The following is a 20,654-nucleotide window of genomic DNA, read 5'->3' on the forward strand; positions in this document are numbered from 1 at the left end:
ATCACCCTTGCCATCGCCACTGGCAGGTTCGTGTCGCGCGCTATTTGTTAAGCACCACGGCGCGGACTTCTCGTGCCGTGGCGGATACCGGCACCACGTTGCCCGGCGCGCCCTGCGCATGCGCCTGTGCCGCCAGCCGCGCCGCGAAGTAATCGACCGTGTGGCGCAGGCCGTCTTCAAGCGACGTGCGCGGCGCCCAGCCCAGCAGGCTTTGCGCCAGCGAGATGTCGGGGCAGCGCTGGTGCGGGTCGTCGGCGGGCAGGGGGCGCATCTCGACCGGCGAATGCGAGCCGGTGGCGCGCAGCACTTCCTGCGCAATCTCCAGCATAGTCGTCTCGCGCGGATTGCCGAGATTGACCGGCATGCCGGAAGCGGGTGCTTCCATCAGCAGCACCAGCGCGTCCACCAGGTCGTCGACATAGCAGAAGGCGCGCGTCTGCGCGCCGTCGCCATAGACGGTCAGGGGCGCTCCGGCCAACGCTTGGGTGATGAAGTTGGACACGACGCGGCCGTCCGCGGGATGCATGCGCGGCCCATACGTGTTGAAAATTCGCGCGATCCGGACATCGAGCCGGTGCTGCCGGTGGTAATCCATGAACAGCGTCTCGGCGCAGCGCTTGCCCTCGTCATAGCAGGAACGGATGCCGACGGGATTGACGTGGCCCCAGTATGCCTCCTGCTGCGGATGCATCTCGGGATCGCCGTAGACTTCGCTGGTCGATGCCTGCAGGATGCGCGCCTTGAGCCGCTTGGCCAGCCCCAGCATGTTGATCGCGCCGTTGACGCTGGTCTTGGTGGTCTGCACCGGGTCGTGCTGGTAGTGCACGGGCGAGGCCGGGCAGGCGAGGTTGTAGATCTCGTCCACCTCGACGTACAGCGGAAAGGTAATGTCGTGGCGCAGCAGCTCGAAGTTCGGCCTGCCGAGCAGGTGCGCGATGTTCTCCTTGGTGCCGGTATAGAAGTTGTCAACGCACAGCACGTCCTCCCCGGCCCGCACCAGCCGTTCGCACAGGTGCGAGCCAAGGAACCCCGCGCCGCCCGTGATCAGGATTCGCTTGCGGTCGCTTTCCTTCATCTCTGTTCTCCTTCGGCCGGGATCACGCCGCGGCCCGGCGCGCGCCGGCCGTGATGGGGCACGCGCCGGCGCACACGCCGGCATACACGGCTTCCATCTGCTGCGCCACGCCGGCCCAGGTGAAATGGCGCTGTGCGCGGCGCCGTCCCGCTTCGCCGAGCTGGCGCGCATGCGCGGGGTCCGTGGCCAGCGTCGCCAGCCGCGCCGCCAGCGCGGCCGGCGCCTTCGGCGGCACCAGGTAGCCGGTCTGCCCGTCGACCACGGTGGAACGGATGCCGCCCACGTCGGCGCCGATCACCGGCGCGCCGCAGGCCATCGCCTCGACCGGCGTGATGCCGAAGGGCTCGTACCAGGGCGTGGTGACGAACACGTCGGCGGCGCTGTAGAACAGGCGCAGTGTGTCGCGTCCGCGCCGGCCGACGAACACCACGCTGTCGGCCACGCCTTCTTCCTTGGCCACGCCCTGCAGCCGGCCGATTTCGGGCGTGGCCTGCACGCTGGGCTGCTCGGCATTGCCGCCCACCACGTACAGCGCGGCGCGCATGCCGTGGTCGCGGCGCAGGCAGCCGAGCGCGCGGATGACGTTGTCGATGCCCTTGCGCGGCACCAGCCGGCCCAGCTGCAGCACGCTGAAGGCATCGCGCTGCCAGCCCAGCTCGCGCCGCGCCGCGTGTCGCGCTACCGGGGCAAACTCGGCGCCGTCGAACCCGCATGGCACCGTGCTGATGCGGCCGGGATCGGCGCCGTACAGGCTGACCAGGTCGTCCAGGTCCTGCGGACATTCCGCCACCACGCAGTCGGACACGCGCACCAGCGTGTCTTCGATGTCGAAGCGCGCATCGGGAAAGCCGTCGGTGCTGCCCTGGTGCAGGCGCCGCACCTTGCCCAGCGCATGGAAGGTCATCACCAGCGGAATGCCCAGCGCCCGGCGTGCCTGCAGCGCGGCCAGCCCCGACATGAAGAAGTTCGCGTGCAGCACGTCGTACCCCACCGGATCGTGCCGGATGAACTCCACCAGGAACTCGCCGAAGGCGTCCATGTAGGGCAGCAATCGCTCCTTGGGCACCTGCACCGGTGGTCCGGCGGGCACGTGGATCACGTGTACATTGGGCGCAAAGGCGACCACCTCGGGCAGCAGCGCCTTGTCGCGGCGGGTGAACACGTCGACCAGGTAGCCGCGCGTGCCAAGCTGGCGCGCCAGGTGTGCCACGTAGATATTCTGGCCGCCGCAATCGGTGCTGCCGACACTGGCCAGCGGCGAAGCGTGTTCACTGATAAGCGCGATCTTGCGCATGGCGGTCTCCCTGGTTGCCGCTCCGCCCGCGGATTCGGGCGACTCGGACAGGGGCTGGCCTCAGCAGCTAGCGTGCCAGTGCGCTGGCGTGATCGCGCGACTGCGAAAGGCGTTGAAAAGGACGGACGGAAGGGAACCGACCGAGAAGCGTTATAGCGATTCTCGGCGCTTCTCGATCACAGATCGCTTTGTGCGTATCGAAGCAGGCGCCTTGCGGCATTGCTACCGCATTGAGTCATTCTTACGCCGCCGGTTGTAATTTGCGCTTACGAGTTTTTCCATTCAGGCATGAGCCTTGGAACGCTTGCAACACGCCCGGGCGCATACCGGATCGGGCGCGATGCTTGCAGCGTCGAAGGCGCAAAACATGCCACCCACCATGGAGCTGCCCATGAATCCGAGCGACAACGCACGTCCTGGTGCCGAGCCTTCCCCGCGCGCCTCGCATGCCGGCGCCAGCCGCTTCAGCGATCGCGCCGCGGCGAGGCGAGCCGTCGAACTGGCGCTGCCGATGCTGGAGGCATCGCTGCGCGACAAGGCCGTCGGCGAGAGCGGATGCATGCACGTAGTCGTGATGGATCCGACGCTGCAACCCGGCGACTGCACCTTCGAGGAAGCCATCCTGTACGAGCATTCGCTGCCTTCGCGCGAGGCGTGGGATGCGGACTACAGCCTGTACGCGCGCGCCAAGGCCAGCCTGTCGTGGCGCACCGGCATGGCCAGCGCCGCGGTGGTCCACTGCGCACCGCACCGGTTGCGCAGCGACGACACGCTGCTCGGCGGCGCGGCCGTGTTCGACGGCATCGTGGTCGCGGTAAGCGGTGCCAATGCCTGGTACGACGAAGCCTTCGCTGGCTGCGTGGCGGCGCTGTTGCGTGGGGTCGCGCAGGAGTGCTGCCATCGCGCGCAGGCCGGGGCTTGGCACATATTTCGCTGCGGCGTGATTCCCGGCCGGGCCGACCGGCTGTCCGACCCGCTGTCCGATTCCGGCTGTCCGAATCTGCGGACGCCATGAGCGCCGCGGCAACCGCTCACCTTTGCACGAGGATTCACCATGCAGACTCCGCAACCTTCGCAACGTCCCGATCCAAACACCGCGGCGGCGCTGCCGCTGCAGGACCGTCATTACCTCGTGACCGGCGGCGGACGTGGCCTTGGGGCCGCCGTGTGCCGCACGCTGGTCCAGGCCGGTGCGGGCGTGATCGTTGCCGATATCGACGACAAGCTGGCCCGCGACAGCGCCGAGACCTTGACCGAAGCCGGCGGCCAGGCGTGGCCGCTGCGACTCGATGTGGCGGAGCCGGGTTCGGTGCGTGCCGCCTTCGATGCCGTGCGCGAACGGGTGCAGCGGCTCGACGGCATTGTCAACAACGCGGCCATCGACGTCACGCTGCCGGTCGAGGAAGTCGATGCCGAGACCTGGCGCAAGGTGCTGATGGTCAATCTGTACGGTCCCTACCTGATGTCGCATGCGGCCGTGCCGCTGATGAAGGCGCAGGGCGGCGGGCACATCGTCAATATCGCGTCGACCGCATCCAAGCGCGCCTGGCCCAATGCGTCGGCCTATCACGCCACCAAGTGGGGGCTGCTCGGCTTCTCGCATGCGCTGCATGCGGAGCTGCGCCCGCATGGCATCAAGGTATCGGCGATCGTCGCCGGCGGCATGCGCACGCCGTTCCTGCTCGACCGTTTCCCCGACATCGACCAGGGCAACCTGCAGGATCCCGCCAACGTGGCCAACGCCGTGCGCTTCGTGCTGACGCAGCCGGATGAGACCGTGATCCCCGAGGTCATGGTGCTGCCGATGAAGGAAACCTCCTGGCCATGAGCGACCCGGTTCAAAACGCGTGCGTATTGCCTGGCGCGGTGCTGCTCGACAAGGACGGCACGCTGCTCGACGACGTGCCGTACAACGTCGATCCCGGCCGGATGTGGCTCGCGCGCGGCGCCGCGGCGGCTCTGCGCGACCTGGGCAGCCTCGGCGTGCCGCTGGTGGTGGTGACCAACCAGCCGGGCGTCGCGCACGGCTATCACGCCGAGGCCGACCTCGTGCCGGTGCGCGAGCGGCTGGCGGCGATGTTCGCCGAACACGGCGCCACGCTCGCGGGCTTCTATTACTGCCCGCACCACCCCCAGGGCACGGTCCCCGCCTACACGCGCGCCTGCCTTTGCCGCAAGCCGATGCCGGGCTTGCTGGTGCAGGCCGCCAGTGCGCTGCGTTTCGCGCTGGGCCGGTCCTGGATGGTCGGTGACATCCTCAACGATGTCGAAGCCGGGCGTCGTGCCGGCTGCGGCACCGTGCTGGTCGATTGCGGCAACGAGACCGAGTGGCAGCTTTCGCCAGCGCGCCAGGCGCACTATGTGGTGCCCACGCTCGACGCTGCCGCGCGCATCGTGGCCGCCCGCATGCGCGCCTGCGGCACCGTCCCCGCCATGCAAACGGTGGCGCCATGACGACCTGGCAGACGGCGCGGCAGGTACTATGCGTACGGCTCGACAACATGGGCGACGTGCTGATGAGCACGCCCGCGATGCAGGCGCTGGCCGAGTCGATGCCCGGCCGCCGGCTGACGCTGCTGACCTCGAATGCCGCCGCCTCGCTCGCACCGCATTTGCCGATGGTCAGGCGCGTGCTGGCGTGGGATGCGCCGTGGGCGCGCCACGATGAAGCTGCGCCAGTCGCGCCCGGTCCTGCGATGCTGCGCTGCGCGCGCTGGCTGGCGCGCTACCGCTTCGATGCCGCGGTGATCTTCACGGTCTACAGCCAGAGCCCGTTGCCGGCCGCGATGCTGTGCGCGCTGGCGGGCATCCCGCTGCGGCTCGCCTGCTGCCGCGAGAATCCCTATGCATTGCTGACCGACTGGGTGCCCGAGCGCGAGCCTGCGATGCAGCCCGGCCAGCGCCCGCGCCACGAGACCCGGCGGCAGCTCGACCTGGTCGCTCAGGTTGGCGCCAGCGCGCGCGATACCCGGCTGCGCTTCCGCGTGCTGGCGGCCGACCGTGCCGCGCTCGCCGCCCGCATCGCGGGCTGGCGCCGCGGCCGCAGCGGCCCGCAGGTGGTGGTGCATCCGGGCGCCAGCGCGGCCTCGCGCCGCTGGCCTGCGGCGCGCTTTGCCGAGGTCGCGCACGCGCTCGCCACGCAGGCCGGCGCGCACGTGCTGGTGACCGGCGCCGACAGCGAGCGCGAAATCGTGCAGGCGGTCTGCGCCGGTGCACACCATGCGCGCGTGGTGCCGCTGGCGGGCGCGCTGACGCTGGGCGAGATGGGCGCGCTGCTGGAGGCAGCCGACCTGCTGGTGTCGAACAACACTGGTCCGGTCCATCTTGCCGCCGCGCTTGGCACGCCGGTGGTCGACCTGTACGCGCTGACCAACCCGCAGCACACGCCGTGGCAGGTGCCGCACCGCACCTTGTTCGCCGACGTGCCGTGCCGCTACTGCTACAAGAGCACCTGCCCGCAGGGCCACCATCGCTGCCTGGAGGACGTGCCGGCCGCACACGCCGTGCAGGCCGCGCTGGCGCTGCTTACCGGCGATGCGGACGCGCCGCCGGCGCAGCCGCTGCCGTGGCCTGGCGCCGATGCTCCATTGACCGAACCGGCGGCGGGCTTTGTCCCGGCTGCCCCCTTTGTCCCCGCCGCCATTTCCGCCCTTGGCGCGGCACGCGCCGCCCCGGCCGTGCCGGCTGCCGATCCACCGAGCCCCGACGAGGTTGCCCATGTTCACCCTTGGCATTAACGCCGCGTACCATGACTCCGCCGCCTGCCTCGTGCACGACGGCGCGGTGATCGCCGCCGCGGAAGACGAGCGCTTCACCCACATCAAGCATGGCAAGCGCCCGGTGCCGTTCACCGCGTGGGAGCTGCCGTTCCACGCGATCGACTATTGCCTGGCCGAAGCCGGCATCACGCTGCGCGACGTCGACCACGTGGCCTACTCGTTCGACCCAGCGCTGATGCCGGGCGCGCGCACGCACGATGCCACCGTGACGCTGCCGCTGGAGCCATCGAAGCAGGGCGCACCCGCCGGCAACGCATCGCCATGGGACCCGCTGTTCCTGACGTACGTGGTCAACGCGCCGCGCCAGCTGGCCAGCGGCGCGCCGCACCACCTGGCCGCGCGCTTCCGCGGCGTTACCCATGACGGCCCGTTCCGCTGGCATTTCGTCGAGCACCACATGGCGCACGAGGCCAGCGCCTTCCTCGCGGCGCCGTTCACGCGCTGCGCGGTGCTGACCATGGACGGACGCGGCGAGCGCGCCACTACCAGCTACGGCGTGTTCGACGGCAAGGAATACCGCCGCATCAAGCAGATCGACCTGCCCGACTCGCTCGGACTGCTGTACGAGCGGGTGACCAGGCACCTCGGCTTCCTGCATTCGTCGGACGAGTACAAGGTGATGGCGCTGGCCTCGTACGGCAAGCCGGCCTGCCTCGATGCCTTCCGCGGCATGGTGAGCCGCGATGCAGAAGGCGGTTACCGCGTGGCGCAAGCGGACCTGACGGCGCTGCTGGGACCGCCGCGGCAGCGCGGCGAGGCGTTCGGGCCCCGGCATCTCGATATCGCGGGTTCGCTGCAGGAGGTGCTGGAGGAAACCGTGGTCGGCATGACCACGTGGCTGGCCGAAGCGACCGGCGAGCGCCACCTGTCGATGGCGGGCGGCGTCGCGCTGAACTGCGTGATGAACGCGCGCGTGCGCGACCGCAGCCCCTTTGACGAAGTCTGGGTGCAGCCGGCCGCGGGCGATGCCGGCACCGCGCTGGGCGCGGCGCTGTGGGTCGACTTCCTGCAGCGCGGCCGGCCGGCGCGGCAGTGGTCGATGGACCACGCCTACCTCGGCCCGGCCTATACCGACGACGAGATCGCCGCGTTCCTCGACTGGGCGCACCTGCCGTACCGCCGGCTTGACGATATCGCCGCGCAGACCGCCGAGCTGCTGGCGCAGAACCAGATCATCGGCTGGTTCCAGGGGCGCATGGAATTCGGCCCGCGCGCGCTGGGCGCGCGCTCGATCCTGGCCTCGCCGATCGACGCCGGCATGCAGCAGCGGCTCAACGAGATCAAGGACCGCGAGGACTTCCGCCCGGTGGCGCCGGTGGTGATGCAGGAGCGCGCCGCCGACTGGTTCACCGCGGCCAGGCCGGGCCGCGGCGAGGCGCCGTTCATGCTGTTCATCTACGACGTGCGCCCGGAACAGGCGCCGCGCATTCCGGCGGTTCGCCACGTCGACGGCACCGCGCGCGTGCAAACGGTGCGGCGCGAGCAGAATCCCGCCTACTACGACCTGCTGGCCGCGTTCGAGCGCCGCACCGGCGTGCCGGTGCTGGTCAACACCTCGTTCAATACGCGCGGCGAGCCCATCGTCTGCACGCCGCGCGATGCGGTCGAGTGCTTCTGGACCTCGCCGCTGGATGCCCTGGTGATCGGCTCGTTCCTGCTGGAAAAGCCCGCGGCGGGCAGCCGGGGAGGACCCCATGCACAGGACTGAGCCGCTGGTCTCGGTGGTGGTTCCCACCTGGCGGCGCCCGGCGCTGCTGGCGCGCTGCCTGCAGGCGCTGTGCGCGCAACGGCTGCCGCCGCAGTCGTACGAGATCATCGTCGCCGACGACGGCTGCGAGGCGCGCATCGAACGGCTGGTGGCGCTGATGGCGTCCCGGCATCCCGCGCATGCGCTGCGCTACGTGGCCGTGTCCGGCACACAGGGTCCGTCCGGGGCGCGCAATGCCGGCTGGCGCCGCGCTGCGAGCGCGGTGATCGCATTCACCGACGACGATACCGTGCCGGATCCGCACTGGTTGCGCGAAGGCTGCGCGGCGCTGGCGCGCCAGCCCGAATGCTGCGCCGTGGCCGGCGCCGTCGAGGTGCCGCTGCCGCCGCGGCCGACCGATCATGAGCGCGATACCGGCGGACTGGCGCAGGCGGAGTTCGTTACCGCCAACTGCCTCGTGCGGCGTGAAGCGCTGCGGCGCATCGGCGGCTTCGACGAACGCTTCACGCGCGCGTGGCGCGAGGACTCGGACCTGCAGTTCCGGCTGATGAACGAGGTCTGCCCGGTCGGCCGCGCGCCGCGCGCGGTCGTCGTGCATCCGGTGCGGCCGGCGGCATGGGGCAGCAGTATCGCCGCGCAGGCCAAGGTGTATTACGACGCGCTGCTGTACAAGAAGCATCCGCGCCTGTACCGGCAGCGCATCCGCCGCACGCCGCCGTGGCATTACTACGTGGCGGTGCTGGCGCTGCTGGCCGCGCCGGTGGCGTTGCTGGCCGGGGCGCCGCGTGTTGCCGCCGGCGCCGGCCTGCTGTGGCTGGCGCTGACGGTGTCGTTCTGCCTGCGCCGGCTGCGCGGCGCGGCGCTGACGCCCGCGCATGTGGCCGAGATGGCGCTCACTTCCGTATTGATCCCGCCGCTGTCGCTGTTCTGGCGCCTGCGCGGCGCACTGGCATTCCGGGTGGTGTTCCTATGACAAGCGCAACCATTTCCCCTTTGAACCTGCCGCTGATGCCCGCGCGGCGCAAGCCGCATGCGCCGGCGCGCCGCATCGCGGTGTTCCGCGCGCTACAGCTGGGCGACATGCTGTGCGCGGTGCCGGCGCTGCGTGCGCTGCGCGAAGGCGAGCCCGATGCGCACATCACGCTGATCGGGCTGCCGTGGGCGCAGGAGTTCGTCTCGCGCTTCGGCGCGCTGGTGGATGCGCTGATGGTCTTCCCGGGTGCGCCCGGCATGCCGGAGCAGTCCTACGCCGAGGCGGCCGCCGCACCGTTCTACGCGGCCGCGCGCGCGGCGCGCTTCGACCTGGCGATCCAGCTGCATGGCAGCGGCTCGCTCAGCAATGCGGTGGTGCGGCGACTGGGTGCGCGCCGCACGGCAGGATTCTGCCCCGACGCAGCCGACCATGACGCTGCCCATACCACGGGCGTGCGCAGTACGCGCGAAGGCATGCTGCTACCGTGGCCGCAAGGCAATGAAGTCGTGCGGCTGCTGTCACTGATGCAGGCGCTGGGCTATCCCGCCGCCGATCCCCACCTGGAGTTCCCGCTGCGCCCGCTCGATCATGCCAGCTGGCGCCTGCTGGCCGAAGAGCATGGGCTCGGCCCGGCCGGCTATGTCTGCATCCACGCCGGCGCGCGCATGCTGTCGCGGCGCTGGCCGCTGGAGCGCTTCGCCGAAGCCGGCAGGGCGCTGCGCCGCCACTGGAAGGTGGTACTGACCGGCAGCCGCGACGAAGCGGCGCTTATCGATCAGCTCGCGCGGCGCATCGGCAAGCCGGTGGTCAACCTGTGCGGACAGACTTCGCTGGGCACGCTGGCCGCGCTGATCGGCCATGCGCGCCTGCTGCTGTGCAACGACACCGGCGCCTCGCATATCGCCGCGGCCATGGATACGCCCAGCGTGGTGGTGTCCTGCGGCAGCGACAGCGCGCGCTGGGCGCCGCTCGATGCCTCGCTGCACCGCGTGCTGGCCGAGCATCCGCCGTGCCGTCCCTGCATGCACCAGCAATGCCCGGTCGCCGGCCACCCGTGCGCCGCCGGCATCAGCGTAAAGCGCGTGGTCGATACCGCGCTGGAACTGGCGGCGCGGGAGTATGACCATGCCTAGGCGCCTGCGCATCCTGACCTGGCACGTCCATGGCAACTACCTGTACTACCTGTCGCAGATTCCGCACGACCTGTACCTGGTGACGCGCGACGACGGCACGCCCGGCTATGCCGGCGCCGGCGGCGCGCTGGCATGGGGCAACAACGTGCGCGAGGTGCCGTACCAGAGAGTGCCGCAAGGGCGGTTCGACTGCGTGCTGTACCAGCACCGGCACCATTACCTGCGCGATCGCGTGGAACTGCTGAGCGACGCGCAGCGCGCGCTGCCGGCAATCTACCTCGAGCACGACCCGCCGCAGGAACATCCCACCAATACGCTGCATCCGGTCCAGGATGCATCGGTGCTGCTGGTCCATGTGACACCGTTCAATGCGCTGATGTGGGACAGCGGCGTGACGCCGTGGCGCGTGATCGAGCACGGCGTGATCGTCGACAGCCAGGTGCAATACAGCGGCGAGCTGGCGCGCGGCATCAGCGTCGTCAACAACCTGCAGAGCCGGGGCCGCCGGCTGGGCGCGGACGTGTTTGCGCAGGTGCGGGAGCTGGTGCCGCTGGACCTGGTCGGCATGGCGGCGCAGCAGGCGGGAGGGCTCGGTGAAATACCCAATCCGCAACTGGCCGCCTTTGTCGCGCGCTACCGCTTCTTCTTCAATCCGATCCGCTATACCAGCCTGGGGCTGGCCGTGGTGGAGGCCATGACGCTGGGCGTACCGGTGGTGGGGCTGGCGACCGCGGAACTCGCCACGGTGATCCAGAGCGGCAGCAACGGCTACGTCGACACGCGCCTGGACGTGCTGGTCAGCGTGATGCGCGAGCTGCTCGACGATCCGGAGCTGGCGCGCGCATGGGGCGAGCGTGGCTGCCGGCTGGCGCGCGAGCGCTTCGGCATCGGGCGCTTCGTTGCGGAATGGGACGAGGCCCTGCGTACGGTGGCGGGATAAGCCGGAGGCAGCGCATCCGTTCAGCGCTTGTCGTGGGTACGGCCACTGCCGTTGGCGCTGCCATTGCCATTGCCATTGCCATTGCCATCGCCGTCCGGCGCCGCGCTTGCGCCTCCGCGCACCGATGTACTGGCCGAGACCGTGCAGCAAACCAGGTAGTACGCGCGTTTCAACGCCATCGCGGCCTGCACTTTCGAGCCCGCTTCGGCGCTGGCAAACGCCTCGTGCAAGCAATGCTCGATGCTGTCGGCGGTGCCATGCTGCTCGAAAAGGTCTTCGGGCCGTTGCGCCCAGAGCGTCAATAGAACCCGCTCTCGTTGCGCCATGGTATGCGCGGGCCACACGCGGTCGCGGCTCAGCAGTTCCAGGCGCGTCGCCAGCAGGGCTTCGAGGAATATTGTGGGCCGCGCGGGGCGTCTGGCGTGGGGCTGTAAGCCGGGGGATTGCGCGGAAGTGACGCCAGTCGCGGACTCGGTCTCCGCAGGCGCGTCGTGATGCAGGAAGAAGGTCATGGCGGTGGGGCGGCGCCCGCGTCTGCCACTTATGCGAAGCATGAAGTCGGGCCGCGGTGCCGGAGTCTGTTGCGCTTGCGCGCTCACTGGTAGCGCTGCAAGGAGCGTTCCAACGCGCAATCGTGACGGCAGGCGGGGCGCCGGTGAGGGCGGCGCCTGGCCTGCAGGGATTATTGCAACGTTGCGCGTAAATCCGGCGCTACGTTCGTTGGCGCACCCGGCGAAACGCAAAAAAACACACGCAAAACGTACGCCGCGGTGCTTCAGGCAACGCGCAATTCCCGGATGGCGTTCAGCAAGGCCTCCAGCGAGACCGGCTTGGTCAGGTGGGCGTCGAAGCCTGCCTGCATCGACTCGCGGATATCGTCCGGCCGGCCATAGCCGCTCAATGCAATCGCGGTCAGCTTGTGGAGGTGCGGCTGGCGGCGGATGGCGCGAATGAAATCCAGTCCCGACATGCCGGGCATGCCGATGTCGGACAGCAGCAGGTCGGGGCAATGCTCGCCGAGACGGTCCAGTGCCTCTTGCCCGCTGGTGGCGACCGACACGCTGGCGCCTTCCATTTCGAGCAGCAGCTTGAACGTCTCGACCGTGCCGGAATCGTCGTCGACCAGCAGGATCTCGGTGCCATTCAGCGGCAGCGAGGGCGCCGGCGCCGGCGCGGTGTCGGTAGCGATTTCTTCGCGCAGCGGCAGCGTTACCGTGAACACCGAGCCCTTGCCGATCCCGTCGGAATTCGCGCGCACCGTGCCGTTCTGCATGGTCACCAGTTCGCGTACCAGCGACAGGCCAATGCCTAGGCCGCCCTGCCGCGCGCTCGGCACAGTGCCCTGGCGGAACATGTCAAAGATATGCGGCAGGTTCTGCGCGTCGATGCCAACGCCGGTGTCGCGCACCTCCAGCACGCCGTCGCCGCCCGCTCTGGATAGCGAGACCGTGATCTTGCCGCCGGCGCTGGTGTATTTGAGCGCATTGCTGACCAGGTTCCAGACCACTTGCTCGACCCGGGTCAGGTCGGCGTCGATCATCAGCGGGCGGGCCGGTAAGCTGCGCTCCAGCGCGATGTCCTTGCGCCCGGCCTCTTCCTCGATGGCGCGGCAGACGCGGTCGACCACTTCGCCCCAGTCGACCGGCGCGCGCGCGATCGACAGCTTGCCGGTGCGCAGGCGCGACATGTCGAGCAGGTCGTCGATGATGTGCGCCTGGCCGATCACGGTGCGCCGGATGGTGCCGGCGGCGCGCTGGATCACCGGGTTGCCGCGCGCTTCGGGCGAACGGCTGATCAGCTCGGCGCTGGCGCTGATCAGGTTGAGCGGATGCTTCAGTTCGTGCGACACCACCGCCAGGAACTCGTCGCGCACGCGCTCGGCACGCGCGTCGGCGCGTTCGCCGGCGCGCGCGTCGACGGGCTCGTCGCCCACCCCGCGCCCCGTGCGCGTGGCCAGCCGCGTCAGCGCCACTTCGTCGAGATTGCGCATGATCTTGGCAAAGCCGCTGAAACCGCCCTTGTCCAGGCGCGACAGCACGCCGCTGGCGCGGAAGCGGCTGCCGTCCTTGCGCTGGTGCCAGCGGTCTTCTTCAACGCGGCCGTACAGGCGCGCCTGCGCCATTTCTTCCTGTGCGACGCGGGCGGCGCGGTCTTCGGGCGTGTACAGGGCTTCCGCCTCCTGTCCGAGCATCTCCGCCTCGGTATAGCCGAAGATGCGTTCCGCGCCGGTGTTCCAGCTGGTGACGTGGCCTTCGTCGTCGTAGGTGATGATGGCGTAGTCGCGGGTGCTTTCCGCCACGATATTCATGCGCTTCTCGCCTTCGCTCAGGCGCTCTTCGGCGGCGCGGCGCGACGTGATGTCGATGAACGACAGCACCGCGCCCTCGATGCGGTCCTCGGTGGTGCGGTACGGCAGGAAGCGCGCGAGGTACCAGCGGCCGTCGTTGCTCTTGACTTCGCGCTCGATCAGGCGCAGGGAGTCGAAGGCTTCGCCGGCATCGTCGGCAAGCTTGTCGTAGTCGAGCCGGTGGGTGATATCGAGCAGCGACCGGCCGATGTCCGACGGGATGATGCTGAAGACGTCGGTGGCACGCGGGGTGTAGCGCTTGATGCACAGGTTGCGATCGACGAAGACCGTGCCGATATCGTTGGCCATGATCAGGTTCTGCAGGTCGTCGTTGATCTTGCCGGTTTCCTCGACCTTGGACTTGAGCTCGGCGTTGACGGTGGTCAGCTCTTCGTTGATCGACTGCAGTTCTTCCTTGCTGGTCTCCAGCTCCTCCGTGGTCGAGCGCAGTTCCTCGTTGATCGCCTGTAGTTCTTCGTTGGAGGCCTTCAGCTCCTCGGTCGAGGTCTCGGACTGCTCGATGGTGACCTGCAGCTGTTCCCTGGTGCGATGCAGTTCGCGTTCGAGCTGCGCGATCATCGGGTCGCGCTCGTCGGGGGCCTGGCCGCGCGGCGCTGCGCTCATGCTGTCCTCGACCTCGTCGAACAGCACCAGCACGAAGTCGCCATTGGCTTCGGCGTCGTGTACCGGGCGCGCGGTCATGTTGACGAAGAAATGCCTGCCGTCGCGTTCGAGCTGCACGCGCCTGGCCTCGACGCTGTGATTGCTCTGCAGCGCCTGGTAGATCGCGGTACGCAGTTCCAGCCGCAGTTCCTGGCGCACCGCGCCGATGATGTTGTGCGACGGCATGCCTCCGGCGTACTGCAGGAAGCGCCCGGCGCGGTCCGACAGGTGCACGATCTCGGAATCGCGGCTGACCAGCACGCTCGGCGGCGCGTGCTGCTCGATCAGCCGCTGGTGGAGGTCGCCGAAGGAGAACTTGCGCTTGCCGGACGGCTGCAGCACCGCCACCGGCGAGCGCGCATTGAGCATGCCGGCCGACAGCGGCAACGGAGTTTCGGCGCGCACCGCGACGTTGGCGCGGTAGACGCGGGCCTTCTTGTCGACCACCGAAAACAGGTTGCTGACGCTGTCGGCGGCTTCGGAGCTGCCCAGGAACAGGTAGCCGCCCGGGCGCAGCGCGAAATGGAAGGTGCGCAGGATCTCGGCCTGCGCGTCGCGGTCCAGGTAGATCAGCAGGTTACGGCAGCAGATCAGGTCCAGCCGCGAGAACGGCGGATCGCTGAGCACGTTGTGCAGTGCGAAGAGCACGCGCTCGCGCAGTTCCTTGCGCACGCGGTAGTGCGTGCCGTCCTTGGTGAAGAACTGCCGTACCCGCGCCGGCTCGACGTCGGCGATGATCGGTTCCGGGTACAGCCCGTTGCGCGCGATCGCCACGGCGCGCTCGTCGATATCGGTGGCAAAGACCTGGAAGGGCAGCTGGTAGGGTGTCTGCGACGAAGCTTCCTGCAGCAGCATGGCCAGCGAATACGCTTCTTCGCCGGTGGCGCAGCCAGGCGCCCACACGCGGATCGAGTCGCTGTCGGGACGGTCCTGGAACAGGCGCGGCAGCACGTCGGCGCGCAGCACGTCGAACGCTTCCTTGTCGCGGAAGAAGTTGGTCACGCTGATCAGCATGTCCTGAAGCAGCGGTGCCGTTTCTTCCGGATGCAGGTGCAGGTAGTCGCGGTATTGCTGCAGGTTCGTCAGGCCATTGACCTGCAGCCGGCGCTCGATGCGGCGCAGCACCGTGGCGCGCTTGTAGTGGCGGAAATCATGCGAGGTGCGGGTGCGCAGGATCACCATCACCTCGCGCAGCGCGCGCTCGTTGCTTTCCGATTGCGGCGCGGGCTCGGGCGCGTCCTCGTCCTCGGGCGGCTTGGGCAGCTGGATATGGCTGGCGGTATTCCACAGGTCGAGCAGGCGCTGCGGGATCTCGTTGGCCGGCATCACAAAGTCGACCAGGCCGGTGCTGATGGCTGAGCGCGGCATGCTCGAGTATTCGGCTTCCTCCGGCTCCTGGGCGATGGCGATGCCGCCCAGCTCCTTGATGCGGGTCAGGCCGACCGAGCCGTCGGAGCCGGCGCCGGATAACACCACGCACACGGCGCGCTGGCGATGGGCATCGGCCAGCGAGCGGAAGAACAGGTCGATGGCCGCGCTGCGGACGTCGCGGCGTTCCTGCGGGCCCACGCGCAGGTAGCCGTCGATCATGGTCAGGCTATGGTTGGGCGCAATCACGTAGACGTGGTTGGCTTCGATGCGCGTGGTGTCGGTGACCTGCCGTACCGGCATGGTGGTGCGTGCCTGCAGCACGGGCGCCAGGTTGCTGGCGTGGTCGGGAGAGAGATGGACGACCAGGACAAAGGCTGCGCCGGTGCTGGCGGGCAGTCCATCGAACACCTGGATCAGGGCTTCAATACCCCCGGCCGACGCGCCCATCCCGACTACGGGAAAGGCGAGCTGGCTGGGCAGGGGGCGTTCACGATTCTTGGCCATCGCTGCGTGGATAAGTTAGTGCGCCGGCCGGATGCGGCGCTATCCCTCGCGAAGCCAGCCTTCGATGCGCTTCGCGGACGCTGCAGCGCGGCCCGCTGCCTCGGTATACCGGCGTGATTCGCCAGTTTCGCCGACTTGCGTATGATACGCCGCAATCTGCGTGTAAAGCTCGCGCTGTTCGTGCAGCGCGCGCAAGGCCTCGAAGAGGGTGTGTTCGAGTGCGCCATTGGCGGCGTGGCGCAGTGTTGAAATGCCGAAGGCATGGCCGGTGTGGCAGCGGAAGCGCGGCGGCATGCTGTCGCGCACTTGCCATAGGGTGCCGCCGCATTCCGGGCACGTCAGCGCCGACGGGAGCGCAATCTTTTCCACGGCCTCGATCGAGGAGGGGCCCAGCGCTACGCCGTGCTCGATGCGCAGCGATTCGGGCGGGTCGGCGGGCGGACCTGCCGCGGAGCCGGCCAGTTCCACCAGCTTGGGCGCGATCGCCGCCAGCGGCAGCACGTAGTCGGGCGGCGAGGCGCGGATGGCGTTGCGCGGCATGTCGGCGGCGAAAGCGCTGTCGGGATCCTGCACGATGGTCACGCCTCCGCACTGGCGCACCTCGCGCAGGCCGGCCGCGCCGTCGTCGAGCTGGCCGGTGAGCAGTGCCGCCACTACACGGTTGCCGCGCGCCACGGCCGCGCTGCGGAACAGCGGGTCGATCGCCGGCCGCGCGAAGTTCTCCTTGGGCCCGCGCACCAGTTGCGCATGCTCGTCGACGATCATCAGGTGTTGGTCGGGCGGCGCCACATAGATCGCCCCGGGCCGCAGCGGTTCGCCATCGCGGGCATGGCGGGCCGGCAGCGGCCCGGCGCTGGCCAGCATGTCGGGCAGCATGCTCTGGTTGGCGCCGATGTGCAGCACGGCCAGTACGGCCGCATCCAGGTCCGGCGGCAATCCGGCGGCGATTTCCCGCAGCGCGTCGACGCCGCCGGTAGAGGTGCCCAGGACTATGGTGTCGCGCTTCATGGGATCTCGGGTTGGTTTCAGGCCGCTGCCCGCAGCAAGGGGGATCGGCAGGCTGCTGGTCTATTCCGCGGTGGATACCTCTGCCGGCGCTTCGGGCGCGGCAGCGGCGCCGGTGTCGGATGGCTGCACGATGGCCGGCGCCGCGGCGCGTATCCGCAGCACGGTCTGGCGCGAGGTGTTGAAGCGCCGCGCGGTTTCGCTGACCGACTGGCCGTCCGCCAGCGAGCGCAGGATGGCATCGCGCTCGTCGGGCTTGTGCTTGGGCGGGCGGCCGACCGCACGGCCCATGGCCTTGGCCGCCGCCAGGCTGTCGCGCACGCGCGCGCTGCGCGTGCTGCCCTCCAGCGCGGCCACTGCGCGCAGCACCATGACTGCCTCCGGCGGCGCGGCGCTGGCCAGGTTGGCGCGGCTGAGCTGCACGCAATGCAGCGCCACCCCGAGCAGGCGGAACCTGCGGATCGTGCCCAGCACTTCCTGCACGCTCCAGCCCAGGCAGCTCAGCTGCATCGTCACCAGCGTATCGCCGGCCCGCACCCGTTGCAGCAGCGACAGCAGCCGCGGCCGTTCGGCCGCGGGCACCGAGGCCGGCTCGCACTCCCAGAAGGCGCGGCGCAGGTCGACGGTATAGCCGGCCCGGTCGGCTATGCGCAATTCGTCTTCCATCGTTTCGAGGTCACGGGCGCGGTTCGAGTAGATGAAGGTAGACGTCATGAGGATTCCTCGTTCTGGTTTTCGTCTCCGGTCGCGCGGCGGGCGTCCCTCCCGGCATCCGGCAGGCGACCTGTTTCTTCTGATTAGCAAAACTCGTCCCAGCAGCGGGGGCGGCAAGATAGTGACGGTTAACGTGCTGATGTGTGCATTCTTCACATGTACGTAAAGCAAGTTTTACGTACCTGAATTGGGCGCTCTGTGACATGCCCGCCTCGGCTAGGATGTTCAATAAGTGCGAGCTGGGCCTGCGCCGGATGCCTGGTGCCCGGCGTGCCCTGCGCCCACACCGACGGCAATCGCGATGACCAGCGGTATCTCCGCGGCAAGGAGTTGGCGATGACAGCGCAGCATTATTTCGGCTATCTCGTTCACGGCACGGCACACGCGGGCGCCAACGGGCTGTTTGAAGCGTCCGGTCTGGTCGAGCACGACGGTGCGCCGGTGAACAGCTCCGGGCCGCTGGGCTGCCACCCGACGCGCGAGCGTGCCATTGCCGAAGGCATAGCCTGGGGCAAGGTCTGGGTCGACATGCGAGTGCGTGGCTACACCGACGTGCGTGCCGGCGCGCGCAAGCCTGCCGCGGCGAGAACGTAGCCGTGGCCAGGGTGATACACATCGTCAGCAAGCCTGATCCGCGAGCCTGATCCGCAAGCCAGGGCGATACCTCTGGCGTCATGATCCCGGCCAGCTCGAAGGCAGTGCCTCGAGCGTCGGCCGCGCCTTGGCGGCCAACGCCCGCGCCATCCGGCGTTCCAGTGTTTCCGGTCTTCCTGTCCTGCGCGTGCAGCGCCGTCGGCACCTGCGCGCACCTGGCGCCACGCGCTTTAGCCCGGCCGCGGCGGCGCGCGCCTTGGCGGGCACGAATAACAACCCTTTCGCGCAGGAATTGCAATGTTTGCCGCGCACGCGTGCCGGGTCCGTGCCCGCCCTTGCCACGGCCCGGCGGTGCGCTGGCTGGGCACAGAACCTGCTGACGGGGGGCAAAGCCGGGTGCGACCGGCTTCCCCCTCAAGCTCCCAGGAGGTAATCGTGGACAAGTCGAAGATCCCCGCAGACCAGGCCGAGGCCCTCGGCGCCTTGATGGACGATCATCGCGCGGTCAAGAAGCTGTTCAAGGCGTTCAAGGACACCGAGGACCGCGATGAAAAGGAATCGATCGCGCTCGAAGCCTGTCACCAGCTGACCGTGCATGCCACAATCGAGGAAGAGATTTTCTACCCGGCGCTGCGCGGCGCCAGCGATGACATCGACGACATGCTGGACGAAGCCCAGGTCGAGCACCAGGTCGCCAAGGACCTGATCGCGGCGATCGAGCAAGACCCGGCCGGCGATATGCTCGTAGCCAGCTTCACGGTGCTCTCGGAGTATGTCGCCCACCATATCGAGGAGGAGGAAGGCGAACTGTTCAAGAACGTGATCAGGGAGAAAATCAACCTGCGCGACGTGGCACGGGCCCTGGCGGCGCGCAAGGAAGAACTGATGCAGGAAACCGCCTGATCGGCTTCCCGCGCCGGTCGCGAGCGGTGGCTGGTGAACTGCCACCGCTCGCGTTCGTTAACCGCCAGACGACTCCCACCGGTCCCGTCAATGCTCGCTCCGGAGCAGACCCGAAAGGGGCGGACATCAGTCGATTTGAAAGAGTCGCACAAGGCAGCGCGTCCCGTCGCGGCCGGCACGCGGCTAATATGGCGCGGTCTTCACAGCCGTACCGCCGTACTGTCCTGCCCATGACCTTTGTCGTGACGGATGCCTGCATCCAGTGCCGCCATACCGATTGCGTCGAAGTCTGCCCGATGACCTGCTTCCATGAAGGGCCCAACTTCCTCGCCATCGATCCCGACCAGTGCATCGACTGCTCGATGTGCGTGCCGATGTGCCCCGTGGGCGCGATCTATTCCGAGCATGACCTGCCCGACGACAAGCGCCATTTCATCGCCCTGAACGCCGAACTGTCGCGCCGGCCCGACTGGCCGCCGCTGCTGCAGGCCAAGGGCCCGATCGCCGGCCACGAGCAATGGGCGGACCATCCTGACCGCCTGGGGCTGCTGGTGCGCTAGCGCGTGCCGGCGTAGTCGGGAAACGCTTCGTCCAGCGTCAGCACGCTGCCGGTCAGCGCGCCGTCATAGCCCGGCAGCGCATTGACGCGCTGGCGGAACGCCTCGCTGGTCAGCGCGCCGACCGCGCCCGACAGCGCTGCGCTGCGCAGCATCGATTTCTCGATGGCGAAGAAGTAGCGCTCCTTGATCACCGGCTCGAATTCCAGCCCGAAGCGCCGCGCCGCGGTTTCCACGCCGAAGCCCACATCCGCCATGCCGCTGCCGATGTACGCCGCCACCGCGGCGTGGGTGAACTCGCCGTTGCTGTAGCCCTCGATCCGTGCCGGGTCGATGTTGCGCGCGGCCAGCATCAGGTCGAGCAGCAGCCGCGTGCCCGAGCCCACCTGCCGGTTGACGAAGCGCACCTCGCGCCGGGTCAGGTCTTCCAGCGTGCGGATCCCGAGGGGGTTGCCCGGCCGCACGAACAGTCCCTGGCTGCGCACCGCCAGGTGCACCAGGCAGTGCGTGTCGGGCTTGAGCCAGGTGGTGAAGTGGCGCCACATGCCGTGCTCGAACTCGCCCACCGGCACATGGAAGCCGGCGATATCGCATGCGCCCTCGGCCAGTGCCGCCACCGCCTCGACGCTGCCGCAGTACTTCAGGTCGTGCCGCACGTGCTGCTCGTCGAGGAAGTCGCGCAGTGCCGCCACCGCGAAGCCGTGGCTGGCATGCAGCCGCACTGCCGCCTCGGACTGCTCCATCAGCTTCTTCAGTTCGATTTCCAGCTCGGAGGCCAGGCTGTCCAGCGTCGGCGACAGCCGCGCGCCGATGCGCTTGCTGGCCCACACCAGTTGCTGCGCCAGCGGCGTCAGCGCGCTGCCGCGCCCGCGGGTCTTGTCGATCAGCGGGCCGCCGAACAGGGCCTCGGCATCGCGCAGGATGCCCCAGGCGTAGCGGTAAGACAGCGACACCGCCTGCGCGGAGTGACTGATGCTGCCCGATTCCCCGACATGGCTTAGCAGGGCGACCAGCCGCGACACGTCGAGGGCCTCGGCGCCGGGGGTGCCGTCGTCGCGGATTTGCAGGTGGGGGAGGATCGAGATGCGAAGCAT

At 68.9% G+C, this 20,654-nt stretch carries 18 protein-coding genes; 11 read left to right on the forward strand and 7 right to left on the reverse strand.

Annotated elements, in window-relative coordinates; all coding sequences use genetic code 11:
• Positions 1-40: 40 nt before the first annotated feature.
• Positions 41-1,075, reverse strand: a complete 1,035-nt coding sequence (locus AC5WJ1_RS02900) for a UDP-glucuronic acid decarboxylase family protein (protein ID WP_494476364.1) — start codon at positions 1,073-1,075, stop codon at positions 41-43.
• 22 nt (positions 1,076-1,097) lie between these two features.
• Positions 1,098-2,369: a glycosyltransferase gene (locus AC5WJ1_RS02905; RefSeq protein ID WP_494476365.1), complete on the reverse strand. Its 1,272-nt coding sequence runs from the start codon at positions 2,367-2,369 to the stop codon at positions 1,098-1,100.
• A 391-nt stretch (positions 2,370-2,760) separates the two neighbouring features.
• On the opposite strand from AC5WJ1_RS02905, the gene AC5WJ1_RS02910 reads away from it, so the two are divergent.
• The 8 genes from AC5WJ1_RS02910 to AC5WJ1_RS02945 are packed head-to-tail and all read left to right on the forward strand — an operon-like array spanning position 2,761 to position 10,902.
• Positions 2,761-3,384, forward strand: a complete 624-nt coding sequence (locus AC5WJ1_RS02910; RefSeq protein ID WP_255519933.1) for a hypothetical protein — start codon at positions 2,761-2,763, stop codon at positions 3,382-3,384.
• Positions 3,385-3,423: 39 nt separating this feature from the next.
• Complete coding sequence (locus AC5WJ1_RS02915) at positions 3,424-4,197, forward strand: SDR family oxidoreductase (protein ID WP_135704602.1); 774 nt, start codon at positions 3,424-3,426, stop codon at positions 4,195-4,197.
• Positions 4,194-4,823 (forward strand): D-glycero-alpha-D-manno-heptose-1,7-bisphosphate 7-phosphatase, encoded by a 630-nt coding sequence (locus AC5WJ1_RS02920; RefSeq protein ID WP_494476366.1) that lies wholly within the window; start codon positions 4,194-4,196, stop codon positions 4,821-4,823. Before AC5WJ1_RS02915 ends, AC5WJ1_RS02920 begins: the two co-directional genes overlap by 4 nt.
• Entirely contained in the window at positions 4,820-6,106 is a 1,287-nt protein-coding gene (locus tag AC5WJ1_RS02925) for a glycosyltransferase family 9 protein (protein WP_494476367.1), read from the forward strand. The genes AC5WJ1_RS02920 and AC5WJ1_RS02925 overlap by 4 nt, the downstream gene beginning before the upstream one ends.
• Positions 6,087-7,856, forward strand: a complete 1,770-nt coding sequence (locus AC5WJ1_RS02930; RefSeq protein WP_494476368.1) for a carbamoyltransferase family protein — start codon at positions 6,087-6,089, stop codon at positions 7,854-7,856. The genes AC5WJ1_RS02925 and AC5WJ1_RS02930 overlap by 20 nt, the downstream gene beginning before the upstream one ends.
• Positions 7,843-8,829: a glycosyltransferase family 2 protein gene (locus AC5WJ1_RS02935; protein ID WP_494476369.1), complete on the forward strand. Its 987-nt coding sequence runs from the start codon at positions 7,843-7,845 to the stop codon at positions 8,827-8,829. The genes AC5WJ1_RS02930 and AC5WJ1_RS02935 overlap by 14 nt, the downstream gene beginning before the upstream one ends.
• A gap of 35 nt (positions 8,830-8,864) precedes the next feature.
• Positions 8,865-9,962, forward strand: coding sequence for a glycosyltransferase family 9 protein (locus AC5WJ1_RS02940; RefSeq protein WP_135706214.1), 1,098 nt, complete (start codon positions 8,865-8,867; stop codon positions 9,960-9,962).
• Entirely contained in the window at positions 9,955-10,902 is a 948-nt protein-coding gene (locus tag AC5WJ1_RS02945) for a glycosyltransferase (protein ID WP_135704610.1), read from the forward strand. The genes AC5WJ1_RS02940 and AC5WJ1_RS02945 overlap by 8 nt, the downstream gene beginning before the upstream one ends.
• A gap of 20 nt (positions 10,903-10,922) precedes the next feature.
• On the opposite strand, the gene AC5WJ1_RS02950 is transcribed toward AC5WJ1_RS02945, so the two are convergent.
• The 4 genes from AC5WJ1_RS02950 to AC5WJ1_RS02965 form a co-directional block, all read right to left on the reverse strand.
• Entirely contained in the window at positions 10,923-11,414 is a 492-nt protein-coding gene (locus tag AC5WJ1_RS02950; protein WP_494476370.1) for a hypothetical protein, read from the reverse strand.
• Positions 11,415-11,677: 263 nt separating this feature from the next.
• On the reverse strand, positions 11,678-15,787 hold the full coding sequence (locus AC5WJ1_RS02955; protein WP_494476371.1) for a CheR family methyltransferase: 4,110 nt from the start codon (positions 15,785-15,787) through the stop codon (positions 11,678-11,680).
• A 39-nt stretch (positions 15,788-15,826) separates the two neighbouring features.
• A complete protein-coding gene (locus AC5WJ1_RS02960; RefSeq protein ID WP_195431719.1) occupies positions 15,827-16,795 on the reverse strand; it encodes a chemotaxis protein CheB in 969 nt (322 codons plus the stop codon).
• A gap of 60 nt (positions 16,796-16,855) precedes the next feature.
• Positions 16,856-17,506, reverse strand: a complete 651-nt coding sequence (locus AC5WJ1_RS02965) for a recombinase family protein (RefSeq protein ID WP_135704617.1) — start codon at positions 17,504-17,506, stop codon at positions 16,856-16,858.
• 336 nt (positions 17,507-17,842) lie between these two features.
• Here AC5WJ1_RS02965 and AC5WJ1_RS02970 point away from each other — a divergent pair, with 336 nt between their 5' ends.
• The 3 genes from AC5WJ1_RS02970 (at position 17,843) to fdxA (ending at position 19,563) form a co-directional block, all read left to right on the forward strand.
• On the forward strand, positions 17,843-18,100 hold the full coding sequence (locus tag AC5WJ1_RS02970; RefSeq protein ID WP_135704619.1) for a DUF6566 family protein: 258 nt from the start codon (positions 17,843-17,845) through the stop codon (positions 18,098-18,100).
• A gap of 435 nt (positions 18,101-18,535) precedes the next feature.
• Positions 18,536-19,003: a hemerythrin domain-containing protein gene (locus tag AC5WJ1_RS02975; RefSeq protein WP_133093872.1), complete on the forward strand. Its 468-nt coding sequence runs from the start codon at positions 18,536-18,538 to the stop codon at positions 19,001-19,003.
• A gap of 230 nt (positions 19,004-19,233) precedes the next feature.
• Positions 19,234-19,563: a ferredoxin FdxA gene (gene fdxA / locus AC5WJ1_RS02980; RefSeq protein ID WP_133093873.1), complete on the forward strand. Its 330-nt coding sequence runs from the start codon at positions 19,234-19,236 to the stop codon at positions 19,561-19,563.
• Here the strand turns inward: fdxA and AC5WJ1_RS02985 are convergent.
• Positions 19,560-20,654: a substrate-binding domain-containing protein gene (locus AC5WJ1_RS02985; protein WP_133093874.1), complete on the reverse strand. Its 1,095-nt coding sequence runs from the start codon at positions 20,652-20,654 to the stop codon at positions 19,560-19,562. The genes fdxA and AC5WJ1_RS02985 overlap by 4 nt on opposite strands.

The sequence above is a fragment of the Cupriavidus sp. MEYA8 genome, assembly GCF_059278825.1.

Coding starts and splice junctions, on each gene's coding strand:
- AC5WJ1_RS02900 (WP_494476364.1), bottom strand. CDS start 1,075: ATGAAGGAAAGCGACCGCAAGCGAATCCTGATCACGGGCGGCGCGGGG.
- AC5WJ1_RS02905 (WP_494476365.1), bottom strand. CDS start 2,369: ATGCGCAAGATCGCGCTTATCAGTGAACACGCTTCGCCGCTGGCCAGT.
- AC5WJ1_RS02910 (WP_255519933.1), top strand. CDS start 2,761: ATGAATCCGAGCGACAACGCACGTCCTGGTGCCGAGCCTTCCCCGCGC.
- AC5WJ1_RS02915 (WP_135704602.1), top strand. CDS start 3,424: ATGCAGACTCCGCAACCTTCGCAACGTCCCGATCCAAACACCGCGGCG.
- AC5WJ1_RS02920 (WP_494476366.1), top strand. CDS start 4,194: ATGAGCGACCCGGTTCAAAACGCGTGCGTATTGCCTGGCGCGGTGCTG.
- AC5WJ1_RS02925 (WP_494476367.1), top strand. CDS start 4,820: ATGACGACCTGGCAGACGGCGCGGCAGGTACTATGCGTACGGCTCGAC.
- AC5WJ1_RS02930 (WP_494476368.1), top strand. CDS start 6,087: ATGTTCACCCTTGGCATTAACGCCGCGTACCATGACTCCGCCGCCTGC.
- AC5WJ1_RS02935 (WP_494476369.1), top strand. CDS start 7,843: ATGCACAGGACTGAGCCGCTGGTCTCGGTGGTGGTTCCCACCTGGCGG.
- AC5WJ1_RS02940 (WP_135706214.1), top strand. CDS start 8,865: ATGCCCGCGCGGCGCAAGCCGCATGCGCCGGCGCGCCGCATCGCGGTG.
- AC5WJ1_RS02945 (WP_135704610.1), top strand. CDS start 9,955: ATGCCTAGGCGCCTGCGCATCCTGACCTGGCACGTCCATGGCAACTAC.
- AC5WJ1_RS02950 (WP_494476370.1), bottom strand. CDS start 11,414: ATGACCTTCTTCCTGCATCACGACGCGCCTGCGGAGACCGAGTCCGCG.
- AC5WJ1_RS02955 (WP_494476371.1), bottom strand. CDS start 15,787: ATGGCCAAGAATCGTGAACGCCCCCTGCCCAGCCAGCTCGCCTTTCCC.
- AC5WJ1_RS02960 (WP_195431719.1), bottom strand. CDS start 16,795: ATGAAGCGCGACACCATAGTCCTGGGCACCTCTACCGGCGGCGTCGAC.
- AC5WJ1_RS02965 (WP_135704617.1), bottom strand. CDS start 17,506: ATGACGTCTACCTTCATCTACTCGAACCGCGCCCGTGACCTCGAAACG.
- AC5WJ1_RS02970 (WP_135704619.1), top strand. CDS start 17,843: ATGACAGCGCAGCATTATTTCGGCTATCTCGTTCACGGCACGGCACAC.
- fdxA (WP_133093873.1), top strand. CDS start 19,234: ATGACCTTTGTCGTGACGGATGCCTGCATCCAGTGCCGCCATACCGAT.
- AC5WJ1_RS02985 (WP_133093874.1), bottom strand. CDS start 20,654: ATGCTTCGCATCTCGATCCTCCCCCACCTGCAAATCCGCGACGACGGC.